The sequence below is a fragment of the Salinibacterium sp. AL4.1 genome (genome assembly GCF_059767305.1).
Map to the genome: position 1 here is coordinate 540,942 of NZ_JBSOQK010000001.1, position 25,536 is coordinate 566,477.

Consider the following 25,536-nt stretch of genomic DNA (forward strand, 5'->3'; position numbering starts at 1 on the left):
ATGCTACCCGCGTCGCCTAGTCGCTAAGTTGCCTAGGAAACGGGGATGACGAGTCCGTTGTAGAAGTCGTTGATGTATGCCTTCGTCTCGTCGGAGGTCAGCAGCTCGTAGAGCTTCGTGACGCGCGGGTCGCTCGTGAGCTCATCGCGGGTGGCGAGCACGTTGTAGTACACGCTCGATGTGCCTTCGGTAACCAGCTGCAGGTCACCCGAAAGGCCAGCAGCGCCCGCGTAGTTGAAGTTCACGATCGCCGCGTCCTGGTCGTCAAGAGCGGACGGCAGGCTCGCTGCGTCGATCTCGATGAAGTTGTAGGCGTGGGGGTTGGCGGTGATGTCCGACACGGTCGACGGGGCATCCGTGGTTTCGATGAGTCCGGCATCCGCGAGAAGCAGCAGCGCACGGCCTTCGTTGCTGGCATCGTTCGGCAGAGCGATCTTGGCGCCATCGGGCAGGTCAGCAAGCTCATCGACGGTCTTCGAGTACAGCGCCAGCGGTGGGAGGTACACCTGGCCCACTACGGCGAGAGTGTCGCCGGTGTTCTCGTTGTAGAGATCAAGGAACGGCGCGTGCTGGAACAGGTTCACGTCGATGCTGCCCTCGCTCAGCGCGGGGTTGGGGGTCGTGTAGTCGGTGAACTCTACGATGTCGAGTTCGAGACCGGCAGCCTCGGCCTGGCCACTGTCGATGACGAACTGAACGATCTCACCGGCGGGCGTTGCCGTGGCGCCGACGGTCAACGAACCGAGGGTGCCATCAGTCGGTGCGGACTCTTCAGCAGGAGCCGAGCATCCGGCCAGCGTCAGAGCGAGCACGCCAGCGGCGGCCACGGTGGAGAGGGAGAAGAACTTAGAGCGTGACATAACTATTCCTTTGGTGAAGGGTGAAACGAAGGGAAAAAGAGAACTACGTGAGGGTCAGCCGCCGACTGTGTCAGCGGTGAGACATTCGGTTTGCCAAGCGAGCGCCGACCACTTGAACGATCTGCACAATCGCAACCAACACGATGATTACCGCGACAATGTGGATGACGCTGTAGCGCTGGTGCCCGTAGCGAATAGCAACATCGCCCAGACCTCCACCACCAATCGCGCCCACGATTGCCGAGTAGTTCACAATCGACACCACTGTCGTTGTAAAGCCACGGATGAGGCCCGGTACTGCCTCAGGAATAATTACTTTCGACACCAACTGCCACCGCGTCGCGCCGAGCGAGTGACCTGCTTCAACGAGCCCCTCGTTCACTTCGCGCAATGAGATCTCGACGATGCGAGCGTAAAACGGGATGGCCGCCACTGTCAGCGGCACGATGGCCGCGGTGACGCCGAACGCTGAACCGAGAAGCAACCGTGTGAACGGGATGAGCGCGATCATCAGAATGATGAACGGGATGGACCGACCGAGGTTCACCACAGTCTGCGTGACCGCGTTGATGATGCGGCCAGCGACGAGGCTGCCGAAGGGGCGCTCAAGAATGCCGCCGCGATCAGTGACGACCAGCAGCGTTCCCAGGGCGAGCCCGAGAATGAGCGTGATGAGCATGGTGACGCCCACCTGGTACAGGGTCTCCCCCGTCGCCTTCAGAAGCGTTTCGAACAGCTGCGGCCAGAAGCCGGGAGCAGTGGAATCAATCATCGTCCGCTCCTCACAATCTCAACAACGAGCCCTTGGGCCCGCAGGTCGTTGATCGCTGCCGCGTTGGCGTCAGCGGATCCCGGCAATTCGAGCCGCGTGCGACCCGATTGGGCACCGGCAATCGTCTCGATGGCGGCACCAACGAGGCCTACATCAATCTGGTGAGTACGCGCCAGCTGAGACACCACGGGGCGACCCGACGACAACCCCACAAAAGTGACGTCGATGACGGTGGAATTACCTTCCGGCAGCTCCCCCAGCGGGAAAAGTCCGCGCGCAAGCTGCGATCCAGGCTGCGAGAGCAAGTCCACCAGACGGCCCTGCTCGAGAATGCGGCCGCCGCTCATGAGCGCTGCGGAATCGCAAATGCTCTTGACGACATCCATCTCGTGGGTGATCAGCAAGATCGTAAGCCCAAGCTCTTTGTTGATGCTGCGCAGCAGCTGCAGAATCGACTCTGTTGTCTCGGGGTCGAGTGCGCTGGTTGCTTCGTCGCTGAGCAACACCCGCGGGCGTGATGCGAGAGCACGCGCGATGCCCACGCGCTGCTTCTGGCCGCCCGAGAGCTGAGCGGGATACTGCTGGGCTTTGTGCTCGAGCCCCACCAGTTCAAGAATTTCATTGGTGCGCTTAGTACGTTCACGGCGATCGACGCCGACGACTTCGAGAGCAAGTTCAACGTTGCCGCGCACCGTGCGGCTATCGAGCAGATTGAACTGCTGAAAGACCATTCCGATTTCGCGCCGTGCCTGTAGCAGTTCGCGATCGTTGAGCGCGGTGAGTTCACGGTCGCCGACCGTCACTGTGCCAGCATCCGGTCGTTCGAGCAGATTGACGGTGCGGATGAGCGTGCTCTTGCCGGCACCGCTCTGGCCGATGACGCCGAAGATCTCCCCGCTCGCCACCGACAGACTGACGTCGTCGAGAGCACGAACAGGGTTCGCGACATCACCAAAAGTCTTAGTGACGGAATTGAGCGTAATCATGAAACCCCAGTGTGAGAAGGTGACTCGGTACGAGTGACCCCGGGGTCTAACTGCCCGGATACCCCAAGCACACCAGTAAAACGCAACCCCACAAAATTGGGTTACGAAGTGTGAAGTTTGTTACTCCGCGTCGCTATCGGCGTCGTCGTGTGCGGGCTGCTCGATCGTGATCGGGATCACGGGGCAGTCACTCCAGAGTCGCTCGAGCGAGTAGTACAGGCGATCTTCTTCGTGGAAGATATGCGCGACCACGTGTCCGAAGTCGAGAAGAATCCAGCGGCCCTCCGCACGACCTTCGCGGCGCAACGGCTTGGCGCCGGCTGCGATCATCTTCTCTTCGATCTCGGAGGCGATCGACTGAACATTACGTTCGTTGCGACCGGTCGCGAGGAAGAAGATATCGGCGTAAGGCATGGGCCCGGTGACGTCCAGAGCAACCATGTCGGTCGCCTGCTTGGCGTCAGCGGCGTGCGCGACGATGGAAAGTAGCTCGTTGGCACGAGGAGAAGCAGTCACAGGATCCTTAATCGGAAATTAGCTGATGGCAAAGAGTTAAAGCTACAACATGTTGAAGGCAAAGGCTGCCACGAGAAGACCCGCAACGACAACCGCCATCGACGCCGCCGAGATCAGCAGAACCGTGAGCGCACGGGTGCCCTTCGGTTTTTGCGTCTGCGTAACTGATTGGTTAGAGAACGTGCTGACGGCTTTGACCGCACGCACAGGTGCTGAATCTGTTGACACCATGTCGCTGTCGTTGAGATCCAGGAGCGAATCAATGTCGCCCTTATCGAAGCGGTCAGAGACCCCGCTTGCCGAAAGCGTGCTCGGCAGGTCAATTGATCCGGTGAGCATAGTTTCGCCGCTGGAGTTCAGCGGCCCACGAATGTCAGTTGCGAACGGGATCGCTGGCAGCACTAGGGCGTTGGTCGCCGTGCTTCCGCTACCAATCGTGCGCGCAACAATAGCGTCGTTCGAATCGTCGGTAACGCTGGCCTGCTTGGACCAGTGTCCGGCCGAGAGAGTGGATGCCGAGGTGCCGGGGGCTGCTGGTGCCGCGGCGTTCGGTTCAGCCTTCGCCGGAGCGGCCGTCTGAGCCGAAGCCTTCGCTGCTGCGGACGGAGCCGGCGCAGTTGGAGTCGTCGTCGCCGGCGCAGCAACGTCGCCATCGAGACGCTTGCGAGCAAGCTCGTCGAATTCCGCGCGAGCGTTGCTCAACGTGGTTTGGCTGGGCGCGACAGGCTCAGCCTTCGTGGATTCAACTGGGGGCTCGAGACCGAGGAGACCCTCGATCGTGGGCTGCTCGAGCTTGGCGGATGCCGGAGTCGAGGTCGGAGCAGGCAAGTTTGCGGCGTACGACGGGGCCGACGCACTCGGTGCAGGCAAGTCCGCGAGAGGGGATCGCGGTGCGGCCGCTTCAGGCGCCGCTGCCGCAGAGCCATCGGCATTGCCGAGCAACGACTCAAACGCGCTCAAAGCGTCGACCGAAGCAGAGTCAGACGCGGCTTCGGGCACAACAGCGAGCGGGTCGACGAGAGCTGGAGGCTCAACATAGAGCTGGGCATCGGGTGCAAACGAGAGCTCGTCGACTGATTTGGCAGGCTTAGACGGTGCTGCTGCCGCTGCGGAGGCTGCCGCGGCCAAGTCGGCCAGGCTCGGACGTGCCGGCGCTGACGAGCGTGCAGGAGCTTCAGGCGCGGGTGCCGCTGGCGTCGCTGCGGTTGAAGTTGAGGATGTGGGCGCAACTGCAGGCGCCGGCGAGACTGCCGGCGGAGGCGAAACTGCAGGCGGAGGCGAAACTGCAGGCGCAGCCGCCGCCGTGGGGCGTGCAACCGGGACAACAGGCGGAGCCTGAACGGGAGCAGCAGGGGCTGCCGCAGTTGACACTGCGCCGCGGGGCTCTGGGGCCGCCTCACCGGGGTTCTGATTCGCAGCTTTCGCAGCTTCTTCGCGCGCTCGCATCTCGCGAAGCTCTCGACGAGTCAGCGTGCGTTCGCGAGCAGGTTCTACATCGCCGTTTGCACTGGATGCGGTTGTCGGTGTGCTTGCGGTCGGTGCGGCTTTTGCGGGAGCAGCGGTGTGTGCTGCTGGCGCGCTAGTGGGCGCTGGCTGGGCTGCAACGGCATCTGCTGAGGGAGAGGCGTGGTTTTTGGCAGCCGAAGGCTGCTCGTTCTGTGCTTGCGCCGGGAAGGTGGTGAATCCTTCGACCGTGGGCTGCCCGTCTGACGTGTGCTCGCGCTCACTCTGACGCGCCGCACGGCGCGACTGCGGCGGCGGATCGTGAAAAGTGGTCATTAAGTACTCCGATATAAATGGTGCTTGGCGATGTACTGAACGACACCATCCGGAACCAGATACCAGACGGGATAACCCCGACTGACCCTGTTTCGACAATCGGTGGATGAGATCGCAAGCGCCGGCACTTCAAGCGAGCTTACGCCTTGCTCAGGCAATCCGCTAATAGTTAAGGCGTGTCCTGGCCGTGAAACTGCTATGAAATGCGCAAGGGTCCAGACCTCCGCGACGTCCTTCCATTCCATAATTTGGGCCACCGCATCCGCACCCGTTATGAAGAACAGATCGGCATCCGGATACGCTCGACGCATATCGCGAAGCGTATCGATCGTGTACGTGGCACCTTCGCGCTCGAGGTCGACGCGACTGACGTTGAAGCCTGGATTGGCCGCCGTCGCAATGACCGTCATGAGATAGCGGTGCTCCCCCGGCGTGACGGTATCTTTCATCCACGGTTTACCCGTGGGCACGAAGACAACCTCGTCAAGGTTGAACTGAATTTGAGCTTCGCTTGCGGCCACGAGGTGGCCGTTGTGGATGGGATCGAAGGTTCCACCCATAATGCCGATGCGTGCGCGGCGCGGCGCCGTTTCGGCGGTCATGAAAAGCCTTAGTGGCCTGCGCCGTGAGCGTCGCCAGCCTTCGCGGCCTTCGGTTCTTGACGGTTAGCGACGTCGCGGAAGCTCCACGTGACGAAGCCCAGAGTCGTGAAGACGACAGCCGCAATGAGCGGGAAAGCGAGCGCAGGCAGCACGAGAGGTGCAAGCTCTTCGGTCGACGCAAGAACGTTTAGAAAAATCGGCATCAGATCTCCATTCACAAAACCACTGACAGTCTACCCGCGCACTTGACCACTGCCGCGCACAACCCACTTCGTGCTCGTAAGTTCCGGCAACCCCATCGGTCCACGCGCGTGAAGCTTCTGAGTTGAGATGCCCACTTCTGCGCCGAACCCGAACTCCGCGCCATCGGTAAACCGAGTGGAGGCGTTGACCATAACGACCGCCGAATCCACCTCGGCCAAGAAGCGATCAGCATTCGCCAGATCATTAGTGATGATCGACTCAGTGTGCTTAGTGGAGTAAGTATCGATGTGCTGGATTGCGGCGTCGAGGTCGGCGACGACCCGCACCGCGACATCCAGACTCAAGTTTTCAGTAGACCAGGATTCATCGGTGGCCGCTTCAGCAGAGGGGAAAAGCTCGCGAGTACGCGCGTCGGCGTGGATGGTCACGCCCGAGTCAGCGAGGCGAGCAAGCACGGCCGGGATCAGTCGCTCAGCAGCGTTCTCGTGAACCAGCAACGTCTCTAGGGCGTTGCAGACACTCGGACGCTGCACTTTGGCGTTATGCACGATCTCGACTGCGGTTGTTTCATCCGCCGATTCATCCAGAAAAATATGGACGATGCCAGCGCCTGTCTCGATCACGGGAACCGTGGACTCATTAACTACGGTCTGGATGAGTTGGGCACTTCCTCGGGGAATCAGAACGTCTACGAAGCCTCGTGCCTGCATAAGCGCTTTCGCCCCCTCCCGGCCGAATTCATCAACAGTCTGCACGGAAGCGGGGTCAATACCCACACTCCCCAGTGCCGTCTGGATGACGTCAACCAGAACGCGGTTGGAGTCCTCGGCCGCAGAACCTCCGCGTAGCATCACCGCGTTGCCGCTCTTGAGCGCGAGCGCAGCAATATCGATCGTGACGTTGGGGCGCGCTTCGTAGATAGCGCCGATAACGCCAAAGGGAACACGTGTCTGCGCTACGGACAACCCATTGGGCAGCACCGAACCCCGTACGACAGTGCCTACAGGGTCAGCGAGATCGACGATTTCGAGCACTGCAGCGGACAACTGGTCGATTCGTTCCGCAGTGAGGCGCAACCGATCTTGAAGTCCGACCGTCATCCCGTTTTCTTGACCCCGCTTGAGGTCGAGCGCGTTAGCTTCAACGATGCGGTTCGCATTAGCAACGACTCCAGCGGCGATAGCTTCCAGCGCGGCATTTTTCTGCACCGTTGTGGCCGTTGCCAGCGTGCGCGAAGCTGCGCGCGCTGCACGAAGCTTGTCGTCAATAGAGAGAGCGGTAACTGCCGAATCAACCATAGTCAGAGTGTAGCGGCGCGAACCCGAGGCCGAAGAACGTTACAACGAAAGGGTGTCTGCCTCGAACCAGGTGCCAATTTCTTCCCCGGCGAGAGCCGCCGCGACACTGCCCGTTTCGGCAAGAAGCACAGGGATTCCAGCCGCAGCAGCGTGCTTAGCAGCGGCAACCTTCGTGCCCGCTCCCCCAGTACCGACGCCCGCTGCCCCGATGTCACCAAAAGTAACCTCGCTGAGGTCGTTGCTGAACGGGACGAAACTGATGCGCTCGGCACCCGGATCAGACGGAGGTTTCGTGTACAGCGCGTCAATGTCCGAGAGCAGCACCAGCACATCCGCCCGCACCAAAACAGACACCAACGCTGCGAGGCGGTCGTTATCGCCAAAGCGGATCTCGTGGGTCGCAACCGTGTCGTTTTCGTTCACAATGGGCAAGATCTTGAGCCCGAGCAGACGCTCCAGCGCACGCTGAGCGTTGCTGTGGTGAGTGGGGTTTTCCATGTCCCCGGCCGTGAGCAGGATTTGCGCGGCGACAACGCCGTAGCGGTCGAAGCTCTCCTGGTAGCGATAGATGAGCACATTTTGGCCCACTGCCGCGGCAGCCTGCTGAGTCGCGAGGTCAGTCGGACGACTATCGAGCTTCAGGAACGGAATACCAGTGGCGATAGCACCGGAGGAAACAAGAATGACTTCAGATCCCGCCGCATGTGCTGACACTAGAGCATCAACCAAAGCACCGATCTGTCCCACGTTGGCACCGCTCACCGACGACGAGCCGACTTTGACAACGATGCGGCGCGCACGAGGGATCTCGGCGCGCACGGTGGGCTTGTTAGTCACGATCCTCTGTCTCATCGTCGTGCTGAATTGCGAAGCCTTCGTCGTCGCGCCAGATGCCGGCCTCGCGCTCGGATTCGAGCTCGGCGCGAGCCGCAGCCTTAGCATCCATACGCTCAAGGTAGTTGCGACGACGGCTGCGGTTAGTCTCGCGTGGGTTGTCGTCGAGTCGCGGATCAGTTCCACGCGGAGCAACGATCAATTCCGCGGCCGATGACAGAGTGGGCTCCCAGTCAAAGACGACGCCACCGTTGGCACCAATGATGACTGTGGAACCGGGAACGGCACCTGATTTGAAGAGCTCGTCTTCAACGCCAAGGCGCGCAAGGCGGTCAGCCAGGTATCCCACGGCTTCTTCGTTGACGAAGTCTGTTTGGGCGACCCAACGCTCAGGCTTCTCTCCCACAACGCGGTACACGTTGCCGTAGGTACCACCCTCGACCTTGACAACAAAGTCCTTGGCGTTGACGGCACGCGGCCGCAGAACGATACGTTCCTTGACCGGCTCGGAGTTCTGCGCTTCGCGCTCCGCCACGACGAGGGCGGCAAGGGCGAAGGAGAGCTCACGAAGGCCGTGACGCGATACAGCGGAGACTTCAAAGACGCGGTAGCCGCGCTCCTCTAGCTCAGCTTTGACGAGGTTCGCAAGGTCGTTTCCGTCAGGAACATCGACCTTGTTGAGAGCGATGATCTGCTCACGTTCGAGGAGAGGCTTCTGGCCTTCGGGAACGGGGTACGCAGCGAGCTCGCCGAGAATGATGTCGAGGTCACTGATCGGGTCGCGACCAGGTTCGAGGGTCGCGCAGTCGAGAACGTGCAGCAGAGCGGTGCAGCGCTCGACGTGACGCAAGAATTCAAGACCGAGGCCCTTGCCTTCGCTCGCGCCCTCGATGAGACCAGGAACGTCGGCGATTGTGTACCGGATCTCACCTGACTCGACTACACCCAGGTTCGGGTGCAGGGTCGTGAACGGGTAATCCGCAATCTTCGGCTTGGCGGCACTCATTGCAGCGATGAGGCTGGACTTACCCGCGGACGGGTAACCGACGAGCGCAACATCAGCAACTGTTTTGAGCTCGAGGTGAATGTCACCTTCGAAACCCGGAGTACCGAGCAACGCAAAACCGGGCGCCTTGCGCTTCGTGGATGACAGAGCAGCGTTACCGAGACCGCCTTGACCGCCAGGAGCGACAATGAGCCGCATTCCCGGAGCGTCCATATCGATGAGCACTTCGCCGTCGCCGTCGCGCACGACAGTGCCCACCGGAACAGGAAGAACGAGTTCCGCACCAGCAGTACCCGCCTTGAGGTCACCCTGACCGGGCTGACCGTGCTGCGACTTACGGTGCGGTGAGCGGTGGTAGTTGAGAAGGGTCGTCACCTGCGGGTCGCTGACGAGAACGATGTCTCCACCGTCACCGCCCTTGCCACCGTCAGGGCCGGCGAGAGGCTTGAACTTCTCGCGCTTAACGGACACACAACCGCTACCACCGTGGCCTGCCACGAGGTGAAGAGTTACCTGATCGACGAACGATGCCACGATGGTTCCTCCTGTTCTCGTGAGCTACTGAAAATATTCTGCTGTCATTTTAGACAGCAGAAGCCTGCCATCTTAAATGGCGAGAGCGAGCCGAAGCTCGCTCTTCGCTTTTACGCCCCCTGCACGCAGGTGACGCGGAGTTTATGCCGCGGAAAGTTACGCGGAAACGATGTTGACGACCTTGCGGCCGCCCTTTGCACCGAACTGAACCGCGCCCGCTGCGAGAGCGAACAGGGTGTCGTCGCCGCCACGACCGACGTTAACGCCGGGGTGGAAGTGGGTGCCACGCTGGCGAACGATGATTTCGCCGGCGAGAACCTCTTGGCCGCCGAAGCGCTTTACGCCGAGGCGCTGCGCGTTGGAGTCACGACCGTTACGGGTGGAGCTTGCGCCCTTTTTATGTGCCATCTGTCTAGAAGTCCTTTACGTCCGTCAGCAGTTACTTGATGCTGGTGATCTTGATGCGGGTCAGTTCTTGACGGTGACCCTGGCGAACCTTGTAGCCGGTCTTGTTCTTGAACTTCTGGATAACGATCTTGGGACCGCGCTCGTCGTTCAATACCTCGGCAACGACCTTGATCTTCTCAAGCGCCTTGGCGTCGTGAGTGATCTTGTCGCCATCAACGAACAGAACTGGAGCGAGCTCAACATTGCCGTTCTTGTCGGCTGCGATGCGGTCGAGAACGACAATCGTGCCGACCTCTACCTTCTCCTGCCGCCCACCGGCGCGCACAACTGCGTAAACCACTTTTGACCCTTACTTAACGATTGAATAGCTAGAACTACTGAAGCTTGTGGCGATCTCTGCGGGCTTTGCCCAGCACACGCCAAGGATCAACGATACTCGACGTGGGCACTCCCGGTCAAACGACACGCTGCGGTAGCTTTCGACTGAATCAATCACAACTTGACCCGACGAAAACGAGAACGTGTACACCAACATTGGTCACGATCTCGGAGATCGAAACCACAACTCGGGTGCAGCGGGTTCAATAGTACGCCGCTAACGGGCACTGGGTCAAAACCTCCGCCTGCAGATTGGCCGTCAATTAGGCTCAACCTATGACCGTGTTGATTGACCAGCCCATCTGGCCAGCCCACGATACGGTCTGGGCGCACATTGTGAGCGACACCTCGCTCGAAGAACTGCACGAGTTCGCCGAGCGTGCCGGCATCCCCCGCCGGGGCTTCGACCTCGACCACTACGACGTTCCCGCCCGCATGTGGAGTGATCTCGTGGCACTCGGCGCCGAGCCCGTAGGCGTGCGAGAGTTCGTGCATCGCCTCCAAGCCAGCGGTTTGCGGGTAGCGCAAAAGGATCGCCCGGCGCACTAACGGTCGGCGCGAGCGAAAGTTAGTTCGCTGCCGACTGCAGCGACCGCAGGGCCGCGAGGGCGGCATCCGTTGACTCCACAGGCACAAACAAGTGATCGTGATGATGCCCGGCAATCACATTGCAGCTGATCTGCACGTCACCGAGAGCCTGCGCGAACGCTGCCGTGAGCCCCACTGCCTCTAACGCCGAGGTGACCGTGAGAGTGATCCAGGATGAACGGAACTCGTGCGGAATGCGCTGGCGCACCGCATCCGCCTCGGACATCACTACCGAGACGCCCTCTGTCTCGCGCATGACGGCCACAAGTGACTCCGTCTCGACGTCCGCGAGCGACTTCACCGTGGCGAAAACGTAAATGCCCTCGTTGAGATGAGGCTCCATAGTTGAGAGCAACTCGTTGAGATCAGAAACAGCGGTCATATAACGACGCTAGCGCCAGACGGCACCAAAGCCCTCAACGCTGCGCGTAACGGCTCCCGTGGCGATCTCCACGAGATAGGTCGTGGTGCTTTGCGGTCGCGGATTCATTACGTATTCGTCGGCATCGAGAGTCGCAACGTTCGGTTGAACCTCGACAGCGACGAATTGGTTATTGGGGGAAACCTCAAAACCGAGAATGGCTCCCTTGTCGCCAACTGTCTGGTAGAGGATTCGCGACTCCTCGCCGTTGTCAAACGCGAGAACACTGCTGAACGATGCCCCGGTCTCTCCCACCAACACCATCTTGGCTACAAGGTTGCCTTCTTCATCGGCATCAGTTTGACCAATGAAGGGTTGTTCGCCATCAATAGGCGAAGGTTGCAGCCGCACTTCGGTGCCATCTGCCAGCGTTACTGCCGCGCTGCCAGTAGTGTCACTCACGATCGCCGTAGAGCCATCTGCCGAAACGCGATCAAAATTGAAATAGCCACCGAGGGGAACGATGAGACCCGTCGTGATGTCGACGCGCACGAGCGTGCTCTCGGTAGTTACCGCCACGATCTCCGTGGTGCCAGGCACAAACTGCCAGCCCGTGACACGCATCGGCTCACCGTCTAAGTCGTTGACGGCAACCACATCGCGGCCTCGATCGAGATCAACCGTGTATAGCGTGTGCGAAACAGTGGGGATGGGCCCGGGATCATTGCTCGAAATCGTAAAGCCCAACAGGGAGCCCGAACGGGTGGCATCCAAATCGGCGACCTCACCGACCTCGGGCAGGAGCACCTCTTCCGTCACCCCGGTATCGGGGTTCGCGAGTGTCAGAGTGCCTGTGCGGTCGGCAGCTGCGGTTGTAAAGGCCACCACATCGCCAACCGGTACAAACTCTTGAATTCCCTCGCCCGCGAACACCACCGTGCGTTCCTGCGAGGTCAGGCCCGTTCGAATGATTTCGTCGTACGGCTGGCCCCGGTCGAGGTAGTAAAGCTCAGGCTCGCCCGTCGTGAAGGAATAGCTGAACGTGGACTCAGGACCGCCAGACGCCGTCGTGACACCTTCGACGCTCACGGTGTACTCGGTGTTGTAGTCGAGCGCTTGGGCGAACTGCACTGAGATGAGGTCGCCTTCGCTGGATGCCACGGCGTCGACGGCCGGCACAACCGTGACCGCCTCAGGGTCAATCTCAGCGATCGTCTGATTCGCAAACAAGCGCAAGGTTTGATCTGACGACTCGACCAAAGCGTCCCCGTCGACCTGCGCACTCGACAATTTAGGGCCCTGAAGATAGCCCAAAGCGAGAAAGATACCGGATAGCACGAAGAGAGCTGCGACCGTCCAAGCAAAGGTGCGACGGAACGAACGCATGCTGTTAGCGGCCTCCGGCGGCGGCGCGCTAATAGAGATATGGCTCACTGGGCCGCTCCACTGCAGTCATTTTCTCCGGAACCAAAACGAGCGGCAAATCGCTTCGCGAGCTCGGGTTGATCTCGAACGACCCCACAATTTCTATCCACGCATCAACTTCAAACTCGTTCTGCCAGTCAGGGGCGTACACCGCAACGCCGGCCGGCTGGGCGTCTACCGCACAGCACGTCACCGTGAACCGGGACACGTAGAAAATGTTGGTGGGGTCATCTTCACTTGGCGTGATGAAGCCAACAACATCGGCCTGCTTATTGGCGTAGAAGCTGGGGTCGCTCGTCTGACGAAGCAGCGATGCCCAATCAACGACGGTGAAACTCGCAATCAATTCGTCGTCAGCGTTCTCGACCTCATCGGCGTTTTGACTGTCGCTGCCCACCGTGGAGCCCACGATGTCCCGCTGGCTGGCCGTAGCACTCGACAAAGTCGTCGGAGGAAGGAGAACCAGGCTGAGCGCCATGGCGCCGGAAAGAACGAGCGCCAGCGCGCCAACAACACGGGACCACCCTCTACGCGGTGCCGCACCCTCGGTGTCCGCGGGGCGTACCGCCACGCTGAGAACACCAATGACAAGCGCAATGACCGCCATGATGACGGTGAAGACCACATAACGAGGATGGATATAAAGAACAAGCTGTTGAGTCGCAGCAAGCCAGACAGTGGCGCTCACCGCCACCAGAATGAGGATGACGCCCCACCAGCGCCGAAGACTAGGCAACATAGTTGATCACCAACCCGATCAAGGCACTCATCAGTGCGACTACAAGGGACAGTTGCACGAGCACCTTCGCCGTGAACGTAGTGCGCATGATCGCCAGCATCTTGATATCGATGATGGGACCGAACACGAGGAACGTGACGATAGAGCCAGGCATGAAAGTGCTCGCAAACGGCAAGATGAAGAACGCATCCACACTGGAACAGACTGAGATAACGAACGCCAACAACATCATTGCCAGGATCGACCACAAAGGATTACTGCCGAGCGTCACCAAAACGTCACGTGGCACTGCAACTTGAATGGCGCCAGCGATGAGCGAACCGATGAAAACTGCCGGCATCAAGACGCTCGACTCGCGCATGAAAATGTCGAGACTCTTCTCATACCTCGACTGGCTGTGGCCGTGAGAGCCTGCTGCACACTGAGCCGCAAAGCGCCCTTCCAACAAGGAGTTGGGCTGCGGGTGGAGGCTGAAGAGCCAGCCAACGATATTGGCGATCGCCAGACCGCCCAAGATGCGGCCAACGAGAATGCCGTCATCAAAACCGAAAGCTTGATGCGTAGTGAGGATAGTGATCGGGTTGATGATCGGTGCTGCCAGCAAGAACGTCATCGACTCAGGGACAGAGAACCCCTTCATCACGAGTCCACGAGCAAGGGGAACGTTGCCACATTCACACACCGGCAACGCAATTCCGAACATCGAGATTGCGGCGCGACGGAGCACCGGGCTATTCGGCAGATACCGCATGAGGAGATCATCCGGAAGCCAGGCTTGCACCACAATCGACAAAACAACACCCAGCACGACAAAAGGCAGCGACTCGATAATGACGCTCGTGGAGAGCGTGACGAGGTCAGCAGTTAGGCCTGGAACACCGATCGACTCTTGCCCACCGGTGAAAGCGCGCAGCCCAAGAAGACCGGCCACACCCAAGGTGCCGATTGCGAGCCACAACCATCGCTTTCGGGAGCGGCGAGGCCGATGATCGTGGTGATGATGATCATCGACGCTCGCGGGCAAAGTTGTTGTCACGGAATAACCTTACAAACTCGAAGCTCCAAAAGTGCCGAGCCGCCAAAGACTACTTTTCGTCGCTGGGGGTGGCGGTGACGATCTTGCCCTGGCTGCTGGCACGACGCGATCCCCGAGCACGGCCGTGGCCGGGCTGCTTGGGCTCGGGAAGAGCCTCCAGTACCGATCCCAGAATCTGCTCCGCGTCTTGCGTGCTGATCTTGGGAGCAGCCTTTTCAGTCTTCGTGATCGGGATGTCGAGAATCGCAACTGCAGGCTCGTCAGCGGGGGCCACAGCAGCTGCTGGTTCCGCTGCAGCCTGAGATGGCGATGTCGACTTGCTCGTCTGCTTGCCGCTCTTGCTGCGGCGCGACTTCTTCGGCTCAGGAGCCGAGGTGGTCGCGGCTTCTGCTGCGGGTGCGGCGCTCTTCGCTGCGGAATCGGCGGCCGGAGCATCCGTGCCGTTCTCTACTACGGGAACGACCGTGCTGGCAGCAACCCGCGCGAGGGCGTTACGGACGTCTTCGGTGATGGCGTGGGTACCGTTGCTGGCACCCGCTGCCGGAGCCGCAGCCGCCTTCGCGGAGCCGTTCGACTGCTGAGCGTTCGAACCGCCGTTTCCGTTGCCGCCACCGTTGGAGCCGGAGTTGCCTGGACCGTTGTTGTTCGAGTCACCGGAGCTGTTGTTACCACCACGGTTGCGTCCGCGACGACCGCCGCCGGACTGCTCGTTTTGGGTCGGCTGCGAACGGTGCTTCGACACGGGGTCGTGGTGAACGATGACACCACGGCCAGCGCACACTTCACAGTTCTCGCTGAACGTTTCGAGCAGGCCGAGGCCAAGCTTCTTACGCGTCATCTGAACCAGACCGAGCGACGTAACTTCGGCAACCTGGTGCTTCGTACGGTCACGGCTCAAGCACTCGACGAGGCGGCGCAACACGAGGTCGCGGTTAGATTCCAGAACCATGTCAATGAAGTCGACAACGATGATTCCACCGATGTCACGCAGACGCAGCTGGCGAACGATCTCTTCAGCGGCCTCCACGTTATTCTTCGTGACGGTCTCTTCAAGGTTTCCACCAGAGCCGACGAACTTGCCCGTGTTGACGTCAACGACCGTCATCGCTTCGGTGCGGTCGATCACGAGAGAACCGCCCGAGGGCAGCCAGACCTTGCGGTCAAGCGCCTTCTCGATCTGCTCTGAAACGCGGTACTCCTCGAAAGAGTCCACCGAGCTCTCGTGCGTCTGAAGGCGGTCAACGAGGTCGGGCGCAACGGAACGAACGTAGCTTTCGATCGTCTTACGAGCGTCGTTTCCCTCGATGACGAGCTTCTGGAAGTCTTCGTTGAAGACATCGCGGATGATCTTGATGAGGAGGTCAGGTTCCGAGTGCAATAGCGCTGGACCTTGGTTCTGAGCGTTGTCGACCTGTGCGCTGATGTCGGCCCACTGGTCGGTCAAGCGGTTCACGTCGAGCGTGAGCTGCTCTTCGGTCGCGCCCTCAGCGGCGGTGCGCACGATCACACCGACGTTCTCGGGAAGAACACCCTTGAGGATCTTCTTGAGACGCGAACGCTCGGTGTCGGGCAGCTTGCGGCTAATGCCACTCATCGAACCGTTCGGCACGTAGACGAGGTAACGGCCGGGCAAGGAAACCTGGCTCGTGAGTCGTGCACCCTTGTGACCTACGGGATCCTTCGTGACCTGAACAAGCACGCGGTCGCCGGGCTTGAGCGCGAGCTCAATGCGACGAGCCTGCGGCTTACCGTCAGCGGAGTTCTCTGCCGCGGCATCCCAGTCAACTTCACCCGAGTAGAGCACGGCGTTGCGGCCGCGCCCGATGTCGACGAACGCCGCTTCCATGCTGGGCAGCACGTTCTGAACGCGACCGAGGTAGACGTTGCCGATGAGGCTCGCATCTTGGGCCTTCGCCACGTAGTGCTCGACCAAGACGCCGTCTTCAAGAACACCGATTTGAATGCGGTCAAACTTTGAGCGGACCACCATGACGCGGTCAACGCTTTCACGGCGCGCGAGAAACTCGCTCTCGGTGACAACGGGACGACGACGACCAGCATCGCGACCATCACGGCGGCGCTGCTTCTTAGCCTCGAGGCGCGTTGACCCCTTGACACGAGTCGGCTCGTTGCTGGGCTCAGCCTGCTTGCGCGGCTGGCGCACCCGAACGACCGTGTTGGGCGACTCGTCGCCGGGACGAGCATCTTCGCCGGAACGACGACGCGAACGACGACGGACGTTACCGGCCTCATCGTTGTTGCCGTTGTCGTTGTCGCGGCTGTCACGGTTGTCGCGGCTGTCGCCATTGGAGCCGCTGTCGTTGCGCGAACGAGGTGCGCGCTCCGGAAGATCGGGAAGGTCAGGGGCCTGAAAGAGCAGCGACGTGGTCGACGTCGGAGTCAAGGCAGCGGCGGGGGCCTTGGCAGCCTTGGTGTCATCCGTCGATTTCTTGGGCGCGGTGCTCTTACGCGAACGCGAGCGAGCGGGCGCTTCAGAATCAGACTTCTTGTCGGCCTTGGCTGCGGGAGCAGCGGAAGAGTCGGATGCCGCAGCATCCGCCTTCATGCCCGTAACGGCATCCGGAACTTCGAGACCGAGGTGCTGACTCGCAGTTTTCGCGGCGGGACGCTGCGTCGACTTGGCTGCGCGAGGTTCGCGCGCTGCAGCGGGAGCCTCGGCGGCGGCTGGTGCGGCGGCCGGAGCCTCCACAACCGCGGGAGTGTCAACCTGAGGCGTCTGCGCCACAGGCTTCTCTGTCGCTGCCTTGGATGAGGGAAGAATACGGCCAAACAGGCCCTTCTTCTTCGGAACTTCTTTCGACTTATCGCTTTCATTCACCATTGCTGGTGTACTCCTTGCCCTTGTAGGCGACCGCGCCACCCACCGGGTACTCTCTCGTGCGCTATTCCCCCGCCAAACCTATGGTTCAGGAACCGCTACTAATTCTTCAGGTCCTACAACGGGCCCGTGGCTCGCGTTGCAGTTGTGCTCTCTCACAGCACTTCGAAACTGGCTATTCGACTCACGCAACTAGCGTTGCGCAACTGGTCCGGTCGCTATGCCCGGGAAGACTTCTTGGTGTTGTTCCGAGCGCGGCTCGGAATAACTACGGTTCATTATCGCACGCATTCTGAGAAAGTGAGCCGGGCGCGCGTGCGATAATCCCTCCATGACTGCTTCCGGGGTTCGCAACAGGCCCATCGCCCTCGCCATTTTCATGATTTTTGCCGGGCTGATTGGTCTCTGGGCGTCATTCGAACTGATGATCGAGAAGATTCATGCGCTCGAGAATCCCGGTGTCGATCTCAGTTGCGACTTCAGCCTCGTGGTGCAGTGTGCCGCCAACTTGGGCTCACAGCAGGGTGCCGTCCTTGGCTTCCCCAACCCCATCATCGGCCTCATCGCCTTCATGGCTCCCGTTGTTGTCGGTGCCGCGATTCTCGCCGGCGCACGCTTCAACAGCTGGTTCTGGGTGGTCTTCAACCTCGGGATTGCTGGTGCTTTCGCCTTTATTCTCTGGTTGGCATATCAGAGCATTTTCAACCTCGGAACGCTATGCATCTGGTGCATGACCGTGTGGTCGGTGACCATTCCGCTGTTCTGGGCAGTGACCCTGCGCAACCTCAAGGTCGGTGCGATCCCGGCGCCGAAGCGTATTCGAAAAGCCGCGGGTGCAGCGTACAGTTGGGTTCCCGTGATCACGATCGTCGGCTACATCATCATCGCCATTGTCGCCCAGGTGCGACTCGACGTGCTGGCCTACCTCTAGAACGTATTCCCTGGCGGGAACGCAGCGATCAAGTAGAACGCCGCCGTCGACGCGAATACCGAAGCCGAACTAAAAACAGACCTCGTTAACGCACCAACGGCGAGAGTCTGACCGAAGTCACACTCTCGCCGTTGTTCTGCGGGGAGCGGTTTAGCCGCTCACGCACAGGATCGTTTTAGGCGAACCAGAGCGCGAGTTCACGAGCGGCCGACTCGGGCGAGTCGCTGCCGTGAACGAGGTTCTGCTGAACGGCGAGGCCCCAGTCGCGGCCAAGGTCGCCACGGATGGTTCCCGGAGCTGCCGTGGTGGGGTCGGTGGTGCCGGCGAGCGAGCGGAATCCCTCGATGGCGCGGTTGCCGGCGATGCGCAGGGCGACCGTCGGACCCGACTGCATGAAGTCGAGCAGCGGCTCGTAGAAGGGCTTACCTTCGTGCTCAGCGTAGTGCTGCGACAGAAGGTCGACATCTGCCTGCACGAGTCGAACGTCAACGAGCTGGTAGCCCTTTGCTTCGATGCGGCGAAGGATCTCACCGGTCAGGTTGCGAGCAACGCCGTCAGGCTTGATCAGTACAAGGGTCTCTTCGATGTTCATTGTGTCTCCTCAGAGGGGGTGGTCATGGACTGGGTACTAAGAATTTCGGCTTTCGCACGGTCGATTTGCTGCCCCTTGACGAAACAGAACACCCAAATTGCGGCGAAGCCGGCACCCACCACGAACATGGGGGTGAGGATGAAGCCAAGCGCAATGAGGCCTCCTTGCAGGGCCCAACCGACAGCCATCGCACCGGGGCGATGCAGCATGCGAGCTAACGCTACAAACACAAGAATGAGAACTGCTCCCCCGATAAAGGCGGGAGCCGGCTCCAGCGCTTTGAGCCCGAATGCGGTGAGTGCGACGAAGAAAATCAACGTGGCGTCGAGCACCAACACGATGCTCAGCAGCAGCTCGGTCACAGACCGCTTGCGGCGAACATTGGGCTGCGCGGTCATGGCTTCCAGCCTTCCGCCTTCGCCAAGGCGAGAGCCTCGCCGACGAGCGTGATTGAGCCCGTCACCACAACCGCGCGGCGTTCGTTCTCCCCTGCCCAGCTGCGAGCAAGCTCGATAGCCTCGGCGAAGGTGTCGAAGTCAGTGGTCTCATCGGTGAAGGTGCGTACGGTCTCGACGAGTTCTTCGGGCGCAATTGCTCGCTCCGACTCCGAAGTGGTGACGTAGAAGCGGTTTGCGATCGGGGCAAGGGCACCGACGATTCCCGCAGCATCTTTGTCGTCGAGTACCGCGATCACGAAGGCGATGTCGTCGAAAGTGAAGTATTCCTTGAGCGCGGCCGCGAGAGCAGCAGCACCGTGAGGGTTGTGAGCGGCATCCACGATGACCGTCGGCTCAGCACCGATCACCTGAAGACGACCGGGCGACGTGACGGTCGCCAGCCCCTCAGCAAGAACATCGTGGACGAGAGCCTGCGTGCCCGCGCCCAGGAACGACTCGACGGCGGCGATGGCGAGGGCGGCGTTGTGGCCCTGGAACTCACCAAACAGCGGCATGAAGAGATCGGAGTAGGTACCAGCGATTCCGCGAACGGTGATGAGCTGGCCGCCGACGGCAACATCGCTACTGACGAGCTCGAAGGCATCTCCTTCCACGCCCATCGTGGATTCGGTGAGGTCAGCAGCACGCTCAAGCTCGATCTGAGCATCCGCGGTCTGCAGCGCAGACACGATCGCCGCAGCTGGCTTGATAATGCCCGCCTTCGTGCGAGCGATCTCGGAGATCGTCGAACCCAAGCGGTGCGTGTGGTCGAGGGCAATCGGGCTGAACACCGCGACCTGGCCGTCGGCGACGTTCGTGGAATCCCACTCGCCGCCCATGCCGACCTCAAGAATGGCGACATCGACGGGTGCCTCGGCGAAGCTCGCAAACGCGAGCACCGTGAGCGCCTCGAAGTACGTCAAAGCCTCTTCGCCCTTAGCAAGCAACTCGGCATCAACCATCAGCAGGAACGGGCGGATGTCAGCCCAGTTCTCTGCCAAAGCCCGGTTAGAAATGGGGCGGCCGTCAATCACAATGCGCTCGTTGACGCGCACAAGGTGCGGACTCGTCATGAGCCCCGTTCGCAGCCCGTAGGCGCGCAGGATACTTTCGGTGATGCGGCTCGTACTGGTCTTGCCGTTCGTACCGGTGATGTGAATCACGGGATAGGTGCGCTGCGGGTCGCCGATTAGTTCCACGGCGCGGCGAGTGGCTTCGAGCCGCGGCTGAGGCGCCTGCTCCCCCACCCGGGCGAGCAATTCTTCGAAGACATTCTCGGCATCCGACTGGTACTCGGAGTCTTCGAGTTCGAAGTCCGAGTCGTCGTCGATGTTGGTGCCTTCGAAACCGTCGGCGAAGGGGCTCAGATCGGCGAGAGGATGGTCATCGCCGAGCTCGGCGCGTTCGTCATCTGTTAGCGAGGCTTCAATGGCATCGTCGTTGGACTCGGGATCGTTATCGAGTTCATCATCGCGCTCAGGCATTGGTCGTTCCTATCTTGGTGATGTCGATCACCAGTGCGCCGGTGTTGGCATACTTTCCTGCCGCCAGTTCGGTGCGGTGCATTTCTAGTGTGCCTTCTGCAGGCTCATTCGCGAAGGCCTGAACGACGGATTCCGCTGCAAGCGTTTCTGACGCAATCATCGCGCTGTGGAACGCGATTGCTTCGTGATCGGCGGCATCGAGCGCACCGATGGTGAGCGCAATTCGGTCACTGACGTCGAAGCCGGCAGCCTTTCGAGCATCCTGAATGGCACGGATGACGTCGCGAGCGAGCCCTTCGGCCGACAGTTCCGGCGTGAGCTGGGTGTCGATGATCACGAAACCACCATCAGAGAGGAACGCGATGGCGCTTGCTTCGTCGGCGGCTTCCATCTGGAGTTCGTATTCGCCCGCTTCAAGCGGCATGCCGTCAACGGAGACGCCCTCGGCGGTGGTTTCCCAGTTGCCGGCCTTGGCCTCCTTGATGACCTGCTGCACTTGCTTTCCCACACGCGGGCCGAGCGCACGAGCGTTGACCGTGAGCTTCTTAGTGATGCCGAAGCTGTCGAGCGATCCCTCTTCAAGAAGTTCGAACTTCACGGCCTTAACGTTGAGCTCGTCGCGCAGGATGTCGCTGAAGGGCGCGAGAGCAGACGGCACGGCGCTGACGACGGTGAGCGAAGCCAGCGGCAGGCGCACGCGCAGGCTGCGAGCCTTGCGGAGAGCGAGCCCGCTGGAAGCGATTTCGCGAACGCGGTCCATCGAAGCTACGAGGTCGTGATCGGCGGGGAACGCCGAAGCATCGGGCCAGTCAGTGAGGTGAACGCTGCGCTCACCCGTGAGCCCGCGCCACATCTCTTCAGAGACGAGCGGAACCAGCGGGGCAGCAACGCGCGCCACCGTCTCGAGCACCGTGAAGAGGGTGTCGAAGGCATCCGTGTCGTCACCGCTCCAGAAGCGGTCGCGGCTGCGACGCACGTACCAGTTGGTCAGAACGTCGGCGAAATCGCGGAGCTTTGCGGCTGCCATGGGGCTATCGAGCGCATCGAGTTCAGCGGTGACATCTTCGATCAGCTCGCGCGTCTTGGCGAGCAAGTAACGGTCGAGAACGTTCTCGGAGTCGGTGCGCCACTTGGCCTCGTAGTTGTCAGCCGCATTGGCGTACAGGGTAAAGAAGTAGTACGTGCTCCACAGCGGAAGAAGAACCTGGCGAACACCATCGCGGATGCCCTCTTCAGTGACCATGAGGTTTCCGCCACGGATCACCGAGCTCGACATCAAGAACCAGCGCATCGCGTCGGCACCGTCACGCTCGAAGACCTCGGAGACATCCGGGTAGTTGCGCAGGCTCTTCGACATTTTCTGGCCATCGTTACCGAGCACGATGCCGTGGCTGATGACGTTCGAGAATGCCGGACGATCGAATAGCGCCGTTGAGAGCGTGTGCAAGGTGTAGAACCAGCCACGGGTCTGACCGATGTACTCCACGATGAAGTCGGCCGGGCTGTGGCTATCGAACCACTCCTGGTTCTCGAAGGGGTAGTGAACCTGAGCGAACGGCATCGAGCCCGAATCGAACCAGACGTCGAGCACGTCTTCGATACGGCGCATCGTCGACTGACCGCTCGGGTCGTCGGGGTTCGGGCGCGTCAGCTCATCGATAAACGGGCGGTGCAGGTCGGGCTCACCATCGTGGTTGAGAGGCAAGCGACCGAAATCGGCTTCGATCTCGGCAAGCGAGCCGTAGACATCCACGCGGGGAAAGTCGGGGTTGTCGCTCTTCCAGATCGGGATGGGCGAACCCCAGTAGCGGTTGCGGCTGATCGACCAGTCGCGGGCATTGCCCACCCACTTGCCGAACTGGCCTTCCTTGACGTTCTCGGGAACCCAGTTGATCTCCTGGTTGAGTTCACTCATGCGGTCGCGGAACTCGGGAACCTTCACGAACCAACTTGAAACGGCCTTGTAGATCAGCGGGTTGCGGCAGCGCCAGCAATGCGGGTACGAGTGCTCATAGCTGGCGACCTTGAGCAACCGGCCCTCTTCACGCAGCAGCTTGGTGAGCGGCTTGTTGGCGTCGAAGACCTGCATGCCGGCGACGGGTGCGACGGAGGGCAAGAACTTGCCGCCGTCGTCGACCGAGATGACAACGGGGATGCCCGCTGCAGCACAGACGTTTTGGTCATCTTCACCGTAGGCGGGCGCCTGGTGCACAATGCCGGTACCTTCACCCGTGGCGACGTAGTCGGCGACCAAGAACTGCCACGCGTTTTCGGTGCCGTACGTTTCGGCATCCGCGTAGAAGTCCCAGAGACGGTCGTAGCGAACGCCTTCGAGTTCGGCACCCTTGATGGTGCGGGTTACGGCAGCCAGAGCGTCTTCAGCGGTCTCGTAGCCGAGTTCTTTCGCATAGGCGGCAACAGTGTCGCCAGCAAGCATGAACTGCGCCGCTCCTTCTTCGGAGCCGTCGCCAGCACCCAGCGGGCCCGACGGCAGCACGGCGTAGTCGATGTCGGGGCCGACGGCGAGAGCCAAGTTGGTGGGGAGCGTCCACGGAGTAGTCGTCCAGGCAAGAGCTTTCACACCAGTGAGGCCGAGGCTTTCGGCCTTTACGCCGTCGAGCGGGAACGTCACGGTGACGGTCTGGTCTTGACGCATCTTGTAGACGTCGTCATCCATGCGCAGTTCGTGGTTGGAAAGCGGAGTCTCGTCGTTCCAGCAGTACGGCAGCACTCGGAAGCCTTCGTACGCGAGGTTCTTCTGGTGCAGCTGCTTGAACGCCCAGATGACGCTCTCCATGAAGTTGACGTCGAGCGTCTTGTAGTCGTTCTCGAAGTCGACCCAGCGCGCCATGCGCGTCACATACTCTTGCCATTCACCGGTGTACTTGAGCACTGATTCGCGAGCAGCGGCATTGAACGTGTCAATGCCCATCTCTTCGATCTGGCTCTTCTCGGTGATGCCGAGCTGGCGCATTGCCTCGAGTTCCGCGGGCAACCCGTGAGTATCCCAGCCGAAGCGGCGGTGAACTTGCTTGCCGCGCATGGTCTGAAAGCGCGGAAAGAGGTCTTTGGCGTAGCCGGTCAGCAGGTGGCCGTAGTGCGGCAGGCCGTTGGCGAAAGGAGGGCCGTCGTAGAAGACCCATTCATCGGCGCCTTCACGCTGGTCAATGGATGCCTGAAAAGTGTCGTCGGACTTCCAGTACGAGAGCACCTGCTCTTCGATCGCCGGAAACTTCGGTGACGGCGCGACGGAATCGTCTGAGCTGTGGCGGGGATACGACATGAGGCTCCAGTGGTACGTGGGTGCGAATAATCTGCACGAGGACGACCTCACGGCCGCGGTACCACCCCGCTTGTGCACCCGGAGGCACACCACTCGTATCGCTGTAACGGGCTTACCCGTTCGGTTCTACCGCCGCCCGCTCCCCCGCCGAAGCTGAAGTTGAGATGGTTTCTTCCGAACGCTCTCCGGTGATAGCCGGTTCATAGCGTGTGGCAGCAATGATACGCGAGTTAGCTGACTGTGGAGCGCTATTTCTTGGCGACCGTGGCGAGCGCCTCTGCCGCGAGTTGAGCATCGTGCATCGTGACGATGAACCGCTTGCCGTTCGTGCGCGTTACCTCGAGGGCTTCGCCTTTGGAAAGCACGATTCCGCTGCGGCCATCGGGAGCCCAACGCCAGCCGTAGCCGCCGAATTCGCCGATCGGGTTCACCTCGACGGTTGCGACCGAGGCGATCTGGTCGGGAGCGATCGTGGCGCGGGGAAAACCGAATGCGGAGCGAACCTTCAGCCCACGCTGATCGATGGAGACGCGCCAGGACAGCGTGCTCACGGCGAGCGCCATCACGACGAGCCCGATGACGGAGGGGAGCAGCAGTTCCGTGGGATTGCTGACGGCTTGCACGCCGAGCGCGATTCCGAGGAACGCGAGTGCCACCGCGATTACGAGGACAACGCCAGCTCCGACGCGCGTACTGCTGGAAAAATGAACACGCTGCGTTGTGGTGCCCTCAAGCGGCTTTACCGCGACCGATGTCGACTTAATCTGCTCGGACGGCGGCAGCATGAGCCATGCAAAGCCAGCGACGACGAACGCGATCGGGAAAGTCGCGAGCATGATTCCCCCGATCGCCGGTGCATTCTCAGCGTTCTCGAGTCCACGCTGAACCGCGAGCGAGCCTGCCGCAATAACGCTCAGGGAAATGGAGAGGAACACGGAGGTGGCCACCATGATCTTGTGCACCCAGAGCATGCCGCCGTTGGGCCCGCCCTTCCAGCTCGCGAAAGCGGAGAGGGCCGCGACTACGAGGGTGAGCAGCAGCGGCAGCGCGATGACGCTTCCCACTGTGGAGTAGCCATCGGGCCCGGAGGTTCCCCAGTGCGATGCGACAGGGTTCGGAAGCTCGGGGACCCACAGCGCCATGACGAAGGCCGCGGCCATGGTGATGAGCAGGGGGATCACCACGCCGATCACGATAATGAGGCGACGGTTGCGTGCGAGTTGGGGCGCAACGTTCTCGGCAGGAAGGGTCATTTGTATTCCTCTCGGATGAGGGCGGTCAGTGCAGCTAGGGAAACGTCTTGGGTGCGGGCTTCGGCCACGATCGCGGTGATGCCATCGGCGAGGGTGTCGTAGCTGTGGGCGGTGGCCGCGACGATCGCTCCCCTGCCCCGGCGAAGTTCGATGAAGCCTTCATCACGCAGCTCTTGATAGGCGCGCAACACGGTGTGCATGTTGACGCCGAGCGAGCTGGCCAGCTCACGCGCGCTGGGGAGCCTTTCCCCTGCCGTAACCGACCTATCGATGACTGATTGGCGGATACTCGCCGCGAGTTGCTCGAACAGTGGCGTCTCTGACGCGGGATCGACTCGAACTAGCATGACTCTACTTTAGTTGTTCTAGTTGGACTAGCACAAGTGCACTT

At 60.8% G+C, this 25,536-nt stretch carries 25 protein-coding genes; 2 read left to right on the plus strand and 23 right to left on the minus strand.

Going from position 1 to position 25,536, the window contains the following annotated elements; all coding sequences use genetic code 11:
* Positions 1-32: 32 nt before the first annotated feature.
* From ACWTV3_RS02630 to rplU, 12 genes are all read right to left on the minus strand, one after another.
* Positions 33-860 carry a MetQ/NlpA family ABC transporter substrate-binding protein gene (locus ACWTV3_RS02630; protein ID WP_498476710.1) on the minus strand — a complete coding sequence of 276 codons (828 nt, stop codon included), beginning with the start codon at positions 858-860 and terminating at the stop codon, positions 33-35.
* A gap of 70 nt (positions 861-930) precedes the next feature.
* On the minus strand, positions 931-1,632 hold the full coding sequence (locus ACWTV3_RS02635; RefSeq protein WP_498476711.1) for a methionine ABC transporter permease: 702 nt from the start codon (positions 1,630-1,632) through the stop codon (positions 931-933).
* Positions 1,629-2,618, minus strand: a complete 990-nt coding sequence (locus ACWTV3_RS02640) for a methionine ABC transporter ATP-binding protein (RefSeq protein ID WP_498476712.1) — start codon at positions 2,616-2,618, stop codon at positions 1,629-1,631. Before ACWTV3_RS02640 ends, ACWTV3_RS02635 begins: the two co-directional genes overlap by 4 nt.
* A gap of 120 nt (positions 2,619-2,738) precedes the next feature.
* The gene (gene rsfS, locus ACWTV3_RS02645; protein ID WP_498476713.1) at positions 2,739-3,134 is read right to left on the minus strand and encodes a ribosome silencing factor; all 396 of its coding nucleotides are present in this window, start codon (positions 3,132-3,134) and stop codon (positions 2,739-2,741) included.
* 42 nt (positions 3,135-3,176) lie between these two features.
* A complete protein-coding gene (locus ACWTV3_RS02650) occupies positions 3,177-4,913 on the minus strand; it encodes a hypothetical protein (protein WP_498476714.1) in 1,737 nt (578 codons plus the stop codon).
* Complete coding sequence (gene nadD, locus ACWTV3_RS02655) at positions 4,913-5,515, minus strand: nicotinate-nucleotide adenylyltransferase (protein WP_498476715.1); 603 nt, start codon at positions 5,513-5,515, stop codon at positions 4,913-4,915. The genes ACWTV3_RS02650 and nadD overlap by 1 nt, the downstream gene beginning before the upstream one ends.
* A gap of 8 nt (positions 5,516-5,523) precedes the next feature.
* On the minus strand, positions 5,524-5,718 hold the full coding sequence (locus ACWTV3_RS02660; RefSeq protein WP_498476716.1) for a hypothetical protein: 195 nt from the start codon (positions 5,716-5,718) through the stop codon (positions 5,524-5,526).
* A gap of 30 nt (positions 5,719-5,748) precedes the next feature.
* A complete protein-coding gene (locus ACWTV3_RS02665) occupies positions 5,749-7,017 on the minus strand; it encodes a glutamate-5-semialdehyde dehydrogenase (protein ID WP_498476718.1) in 1,269 nt (422 codons plus the stop codon).
* 39 nt (positions 7,018-7,056) lie between these two features.
* A complete protein-coding gene (proB, locus tag ACWTV3_RS02670; RefSeq protein WP_498476719.1) occupies positions 7,057-7,854 on the minus strand; it encodes a glutamate 5-kinase in 798 nt (265 codons plus the stop codon).
* Positions 7,847-9,391: a GTPase ObgE gene (gene obgE, locus ACWTV3_RS02675; RefSeq protein ID WP_498476720.1), complete on the minus strand. Its 1,545-nt coding sequence runs from the start codon at positions 9,389-9,391 to the stop codon at positions 7,847-7,849. The genes proB and obgE overlap by 8 nt, the downstream gene beginning before the upstream one ends.
* 156 nt (positions 9,392-9,547) lie before the next feature.
* Positions 9,548-9,799, minus strand: coding sequence for a 50S ribosomal protein L27 (gene rpmA / locus ACWTV3_RS02680; RefSeq protein ID WP_100388745.1), 252 nt, complete (start codon positions 9,797-9,799; stop codon positions 9,548-9,550).
* A 31-nt stretch (positions 9,800-9,830) separates the two neighbouring features.
* A complete protein-coding gene (rplU, locus tag ACWTV3_RS02685; protein WP_009772527.1) occupies positions 9,831-10,139 on the minus strand; it encodes a 50S ribosomal protein L21 in 309 nt (102 codons plus the stop codon).
* A gap of 314 nt (positions 10,140-10,453) precedes the next feature.
* Between rplU and ACWTV3_RS02690 the strand changes: the two genes are divergently transcribed.
* Positions 10,454-10,726 carry a DUF4031 domain-containing protein gene (locus ACWTV3_RS02690; RefSeq protein WP_100388744.1) on the plus strand — a complete coding sequence of 91 codons (273 nt, stop codon included), beginning with the start codon at positions 10,454-10,456 and terminating at the stop codon, positions 10,724-10,726.
* Positions 10,727-10,745: 19 nt separating this feature from the next.
* Here the strand turns inward: ACWTV3_RS02690 and ACWTV3_RS02695 are convergent, their stop codons facing one another.
* From ACWTV3_RS02695 to ACWTV3_RS02715, 5 genes are read right to left on the minus strand one after another with little or no spacing between them, the layout of a single operon-like run.
* Positions 10,746-11,147, minus strand: a complete 402-nt coding sequence (locus ACWTV3_RS02695) for an ACT domain-containing protein (protein WP_498476721.1) — start codon at positions 11,145-11,147, stop codon at positions 10,746-10,748.
* A gap of 9 nt (positions 11,148-11,156) precedes the next feature.
* Positions 11,157-12,560, minus strand: a complete 1,404-nt coding sequence (locus tag ACWTV3_RS02700; RefSeq protein ID WP_498476722.1) for an Ig-like domain-containing protein — start codon at positions 12,558-12,560, stop codon at positions 11,157-11,159.
* Complete coding sequence (locus ACWTV3_RS02705) at positions 12,541-13,290, minus strand: TIGR03943 family putative permease subunit (RefSeq protein WP_498476723.1); 750 nt, start codon at positions 13,288-13,290, stop codon at positions 12,541-12,543. Before ACWTV3_RS02705 ends, ACWTV3_RS02700 begins: the two co-directional genes overlap by 20 nt.
* Positions 13,280-14,326, minus strand: a complete 1,047-nt coding sequence (locus ACWTV3_RS02710; RefSeq protein ID WP_498476724.1) for a permease — start codon at positions 14,324-14,326, stop codon at positions 13,280-13,282. Before ACWTV3_RS02710 ends, ACWTV3_RS02705 begins: the two co-directional genes overlap by 11 nt.
* Positions 14,327-14,375: 49 nt before the next feature.
* Entirely contained in the window at positions 14,376-17,168 is a 2,793-nt protein-coding gene (locus tag ACWTV3_RS02715) for an Rne/Rng family ribonuclease (RefSeq protein WP_498476725.1), read from the minus strand.
* Between the two features lie 328 nt (positions 17,169-17,496).
* On the opposite strand from ACWTV3_RS02715, the gene ACWTV3_RS02720 reads away from it, so the two are divergent.
* Positions 17,497-18,096 (plus strand): vitamin K epoxide reductase family protein, encoded by a 600-nt coding sequence (locus ACWTV3_RS02720; RefSeq protein ID WP_498476726.1) that lies wholly within the window; start codon positions 17,497-17,499, stop codon positions 18,094-18,096.
* Between the two features lie 175 nt (positions 18,097-18,271).
* Here ACWTV3_RS02720 and ndk read toward each other — a convergent pair whose 3' ends face one another.
* From ndk to ACWTV3_RS02750, 6 genes are all read right to left on the minus strand, one after another.
* Positions 18,272-18,688 carry a nucleoside-diphosphate kinase gene (gene ndk, locus ACWTV3_RS02725; protein ID WP_009772535.1) on the minus strand — a complete coding sequence of 139 codons (417 nt, stop codon included), beginning with the start codon at positions 18,686-18,688 and terminating at the stop codon, positions 18,272-18,274.
* A complete protein-coding gene (locus ACWTV3_RS02730; protein ID WP_498476727.1) occupies positions 18,685-19,086 on the minus strand; it encodes a DUF4233 domain-containing protein in 402 nt (133 codons plus the stop codon). Before ACWTV3_RS02730 ends, ndk begins: the two co-directional genes overlap by 4 nt.
* Positions 19,083-20,609, minus strand: coding sequence for a bifunctional folylpolyglutamate synthase/dihydrofolate synthase (locus ACWTV3_RS02735; RefSeq protein ID WP_498476728.1), 1,527 nt, complete (start codon positions 20,607-20,609; stop codon positions 19,083-19,085). The genes ACWTV3_RS02730 and ACWTV3_RS02735 overlap by 4 nt, the downstream gene beginning before the upstream one ends.
* On the minus strand, positions 20,602-23,892 hold the full coding sequence (ileS, locus tag ACWTV3_RS02740) for an isoleucine--tRNA ligase (protein ID WP_498476730.1): 3,291 nt from the start codon (positions 23,890-23,892) through the stop codon (positions 20,602-20,604). The genes ACWTV3_RS02735 and ileS overlap by 8 nt, the downstream gene beginning before the upstream one ends.
* Positions 23,893-24,140: 248 nt before the next feature.
* Complete coding sequence (locus ACWTV3_RS02745; RefSeq protein ID WP_498476731.1) at positions 24,141-25,145, minus strand: DUF1648 domain-containing protein; 1,005 nt, start codon at positions 25,143-25,145, stop codon at positions 24,141-24,143.
* The gene (locus ACWTV3_RS02750; RefSeq protein ID WP_498476732.1) at positions 25,142-25,492 is read right to left on the minus strand and encodes a GntR family transcriptional regulator; all 351 of its coding nucleotides are present in this window, start codon (positions 25,490-25,492) and stop codon (positions 25,142-25,144) included. The genes ACWTV3_RS02745 and ACWTV3_RS02750 overlap by 4 nt, the downstream gene beginning before the upstream one ends.
* Between the last annotated feature and the right edge of the window lie 44 nt (positions 25,493-25,536).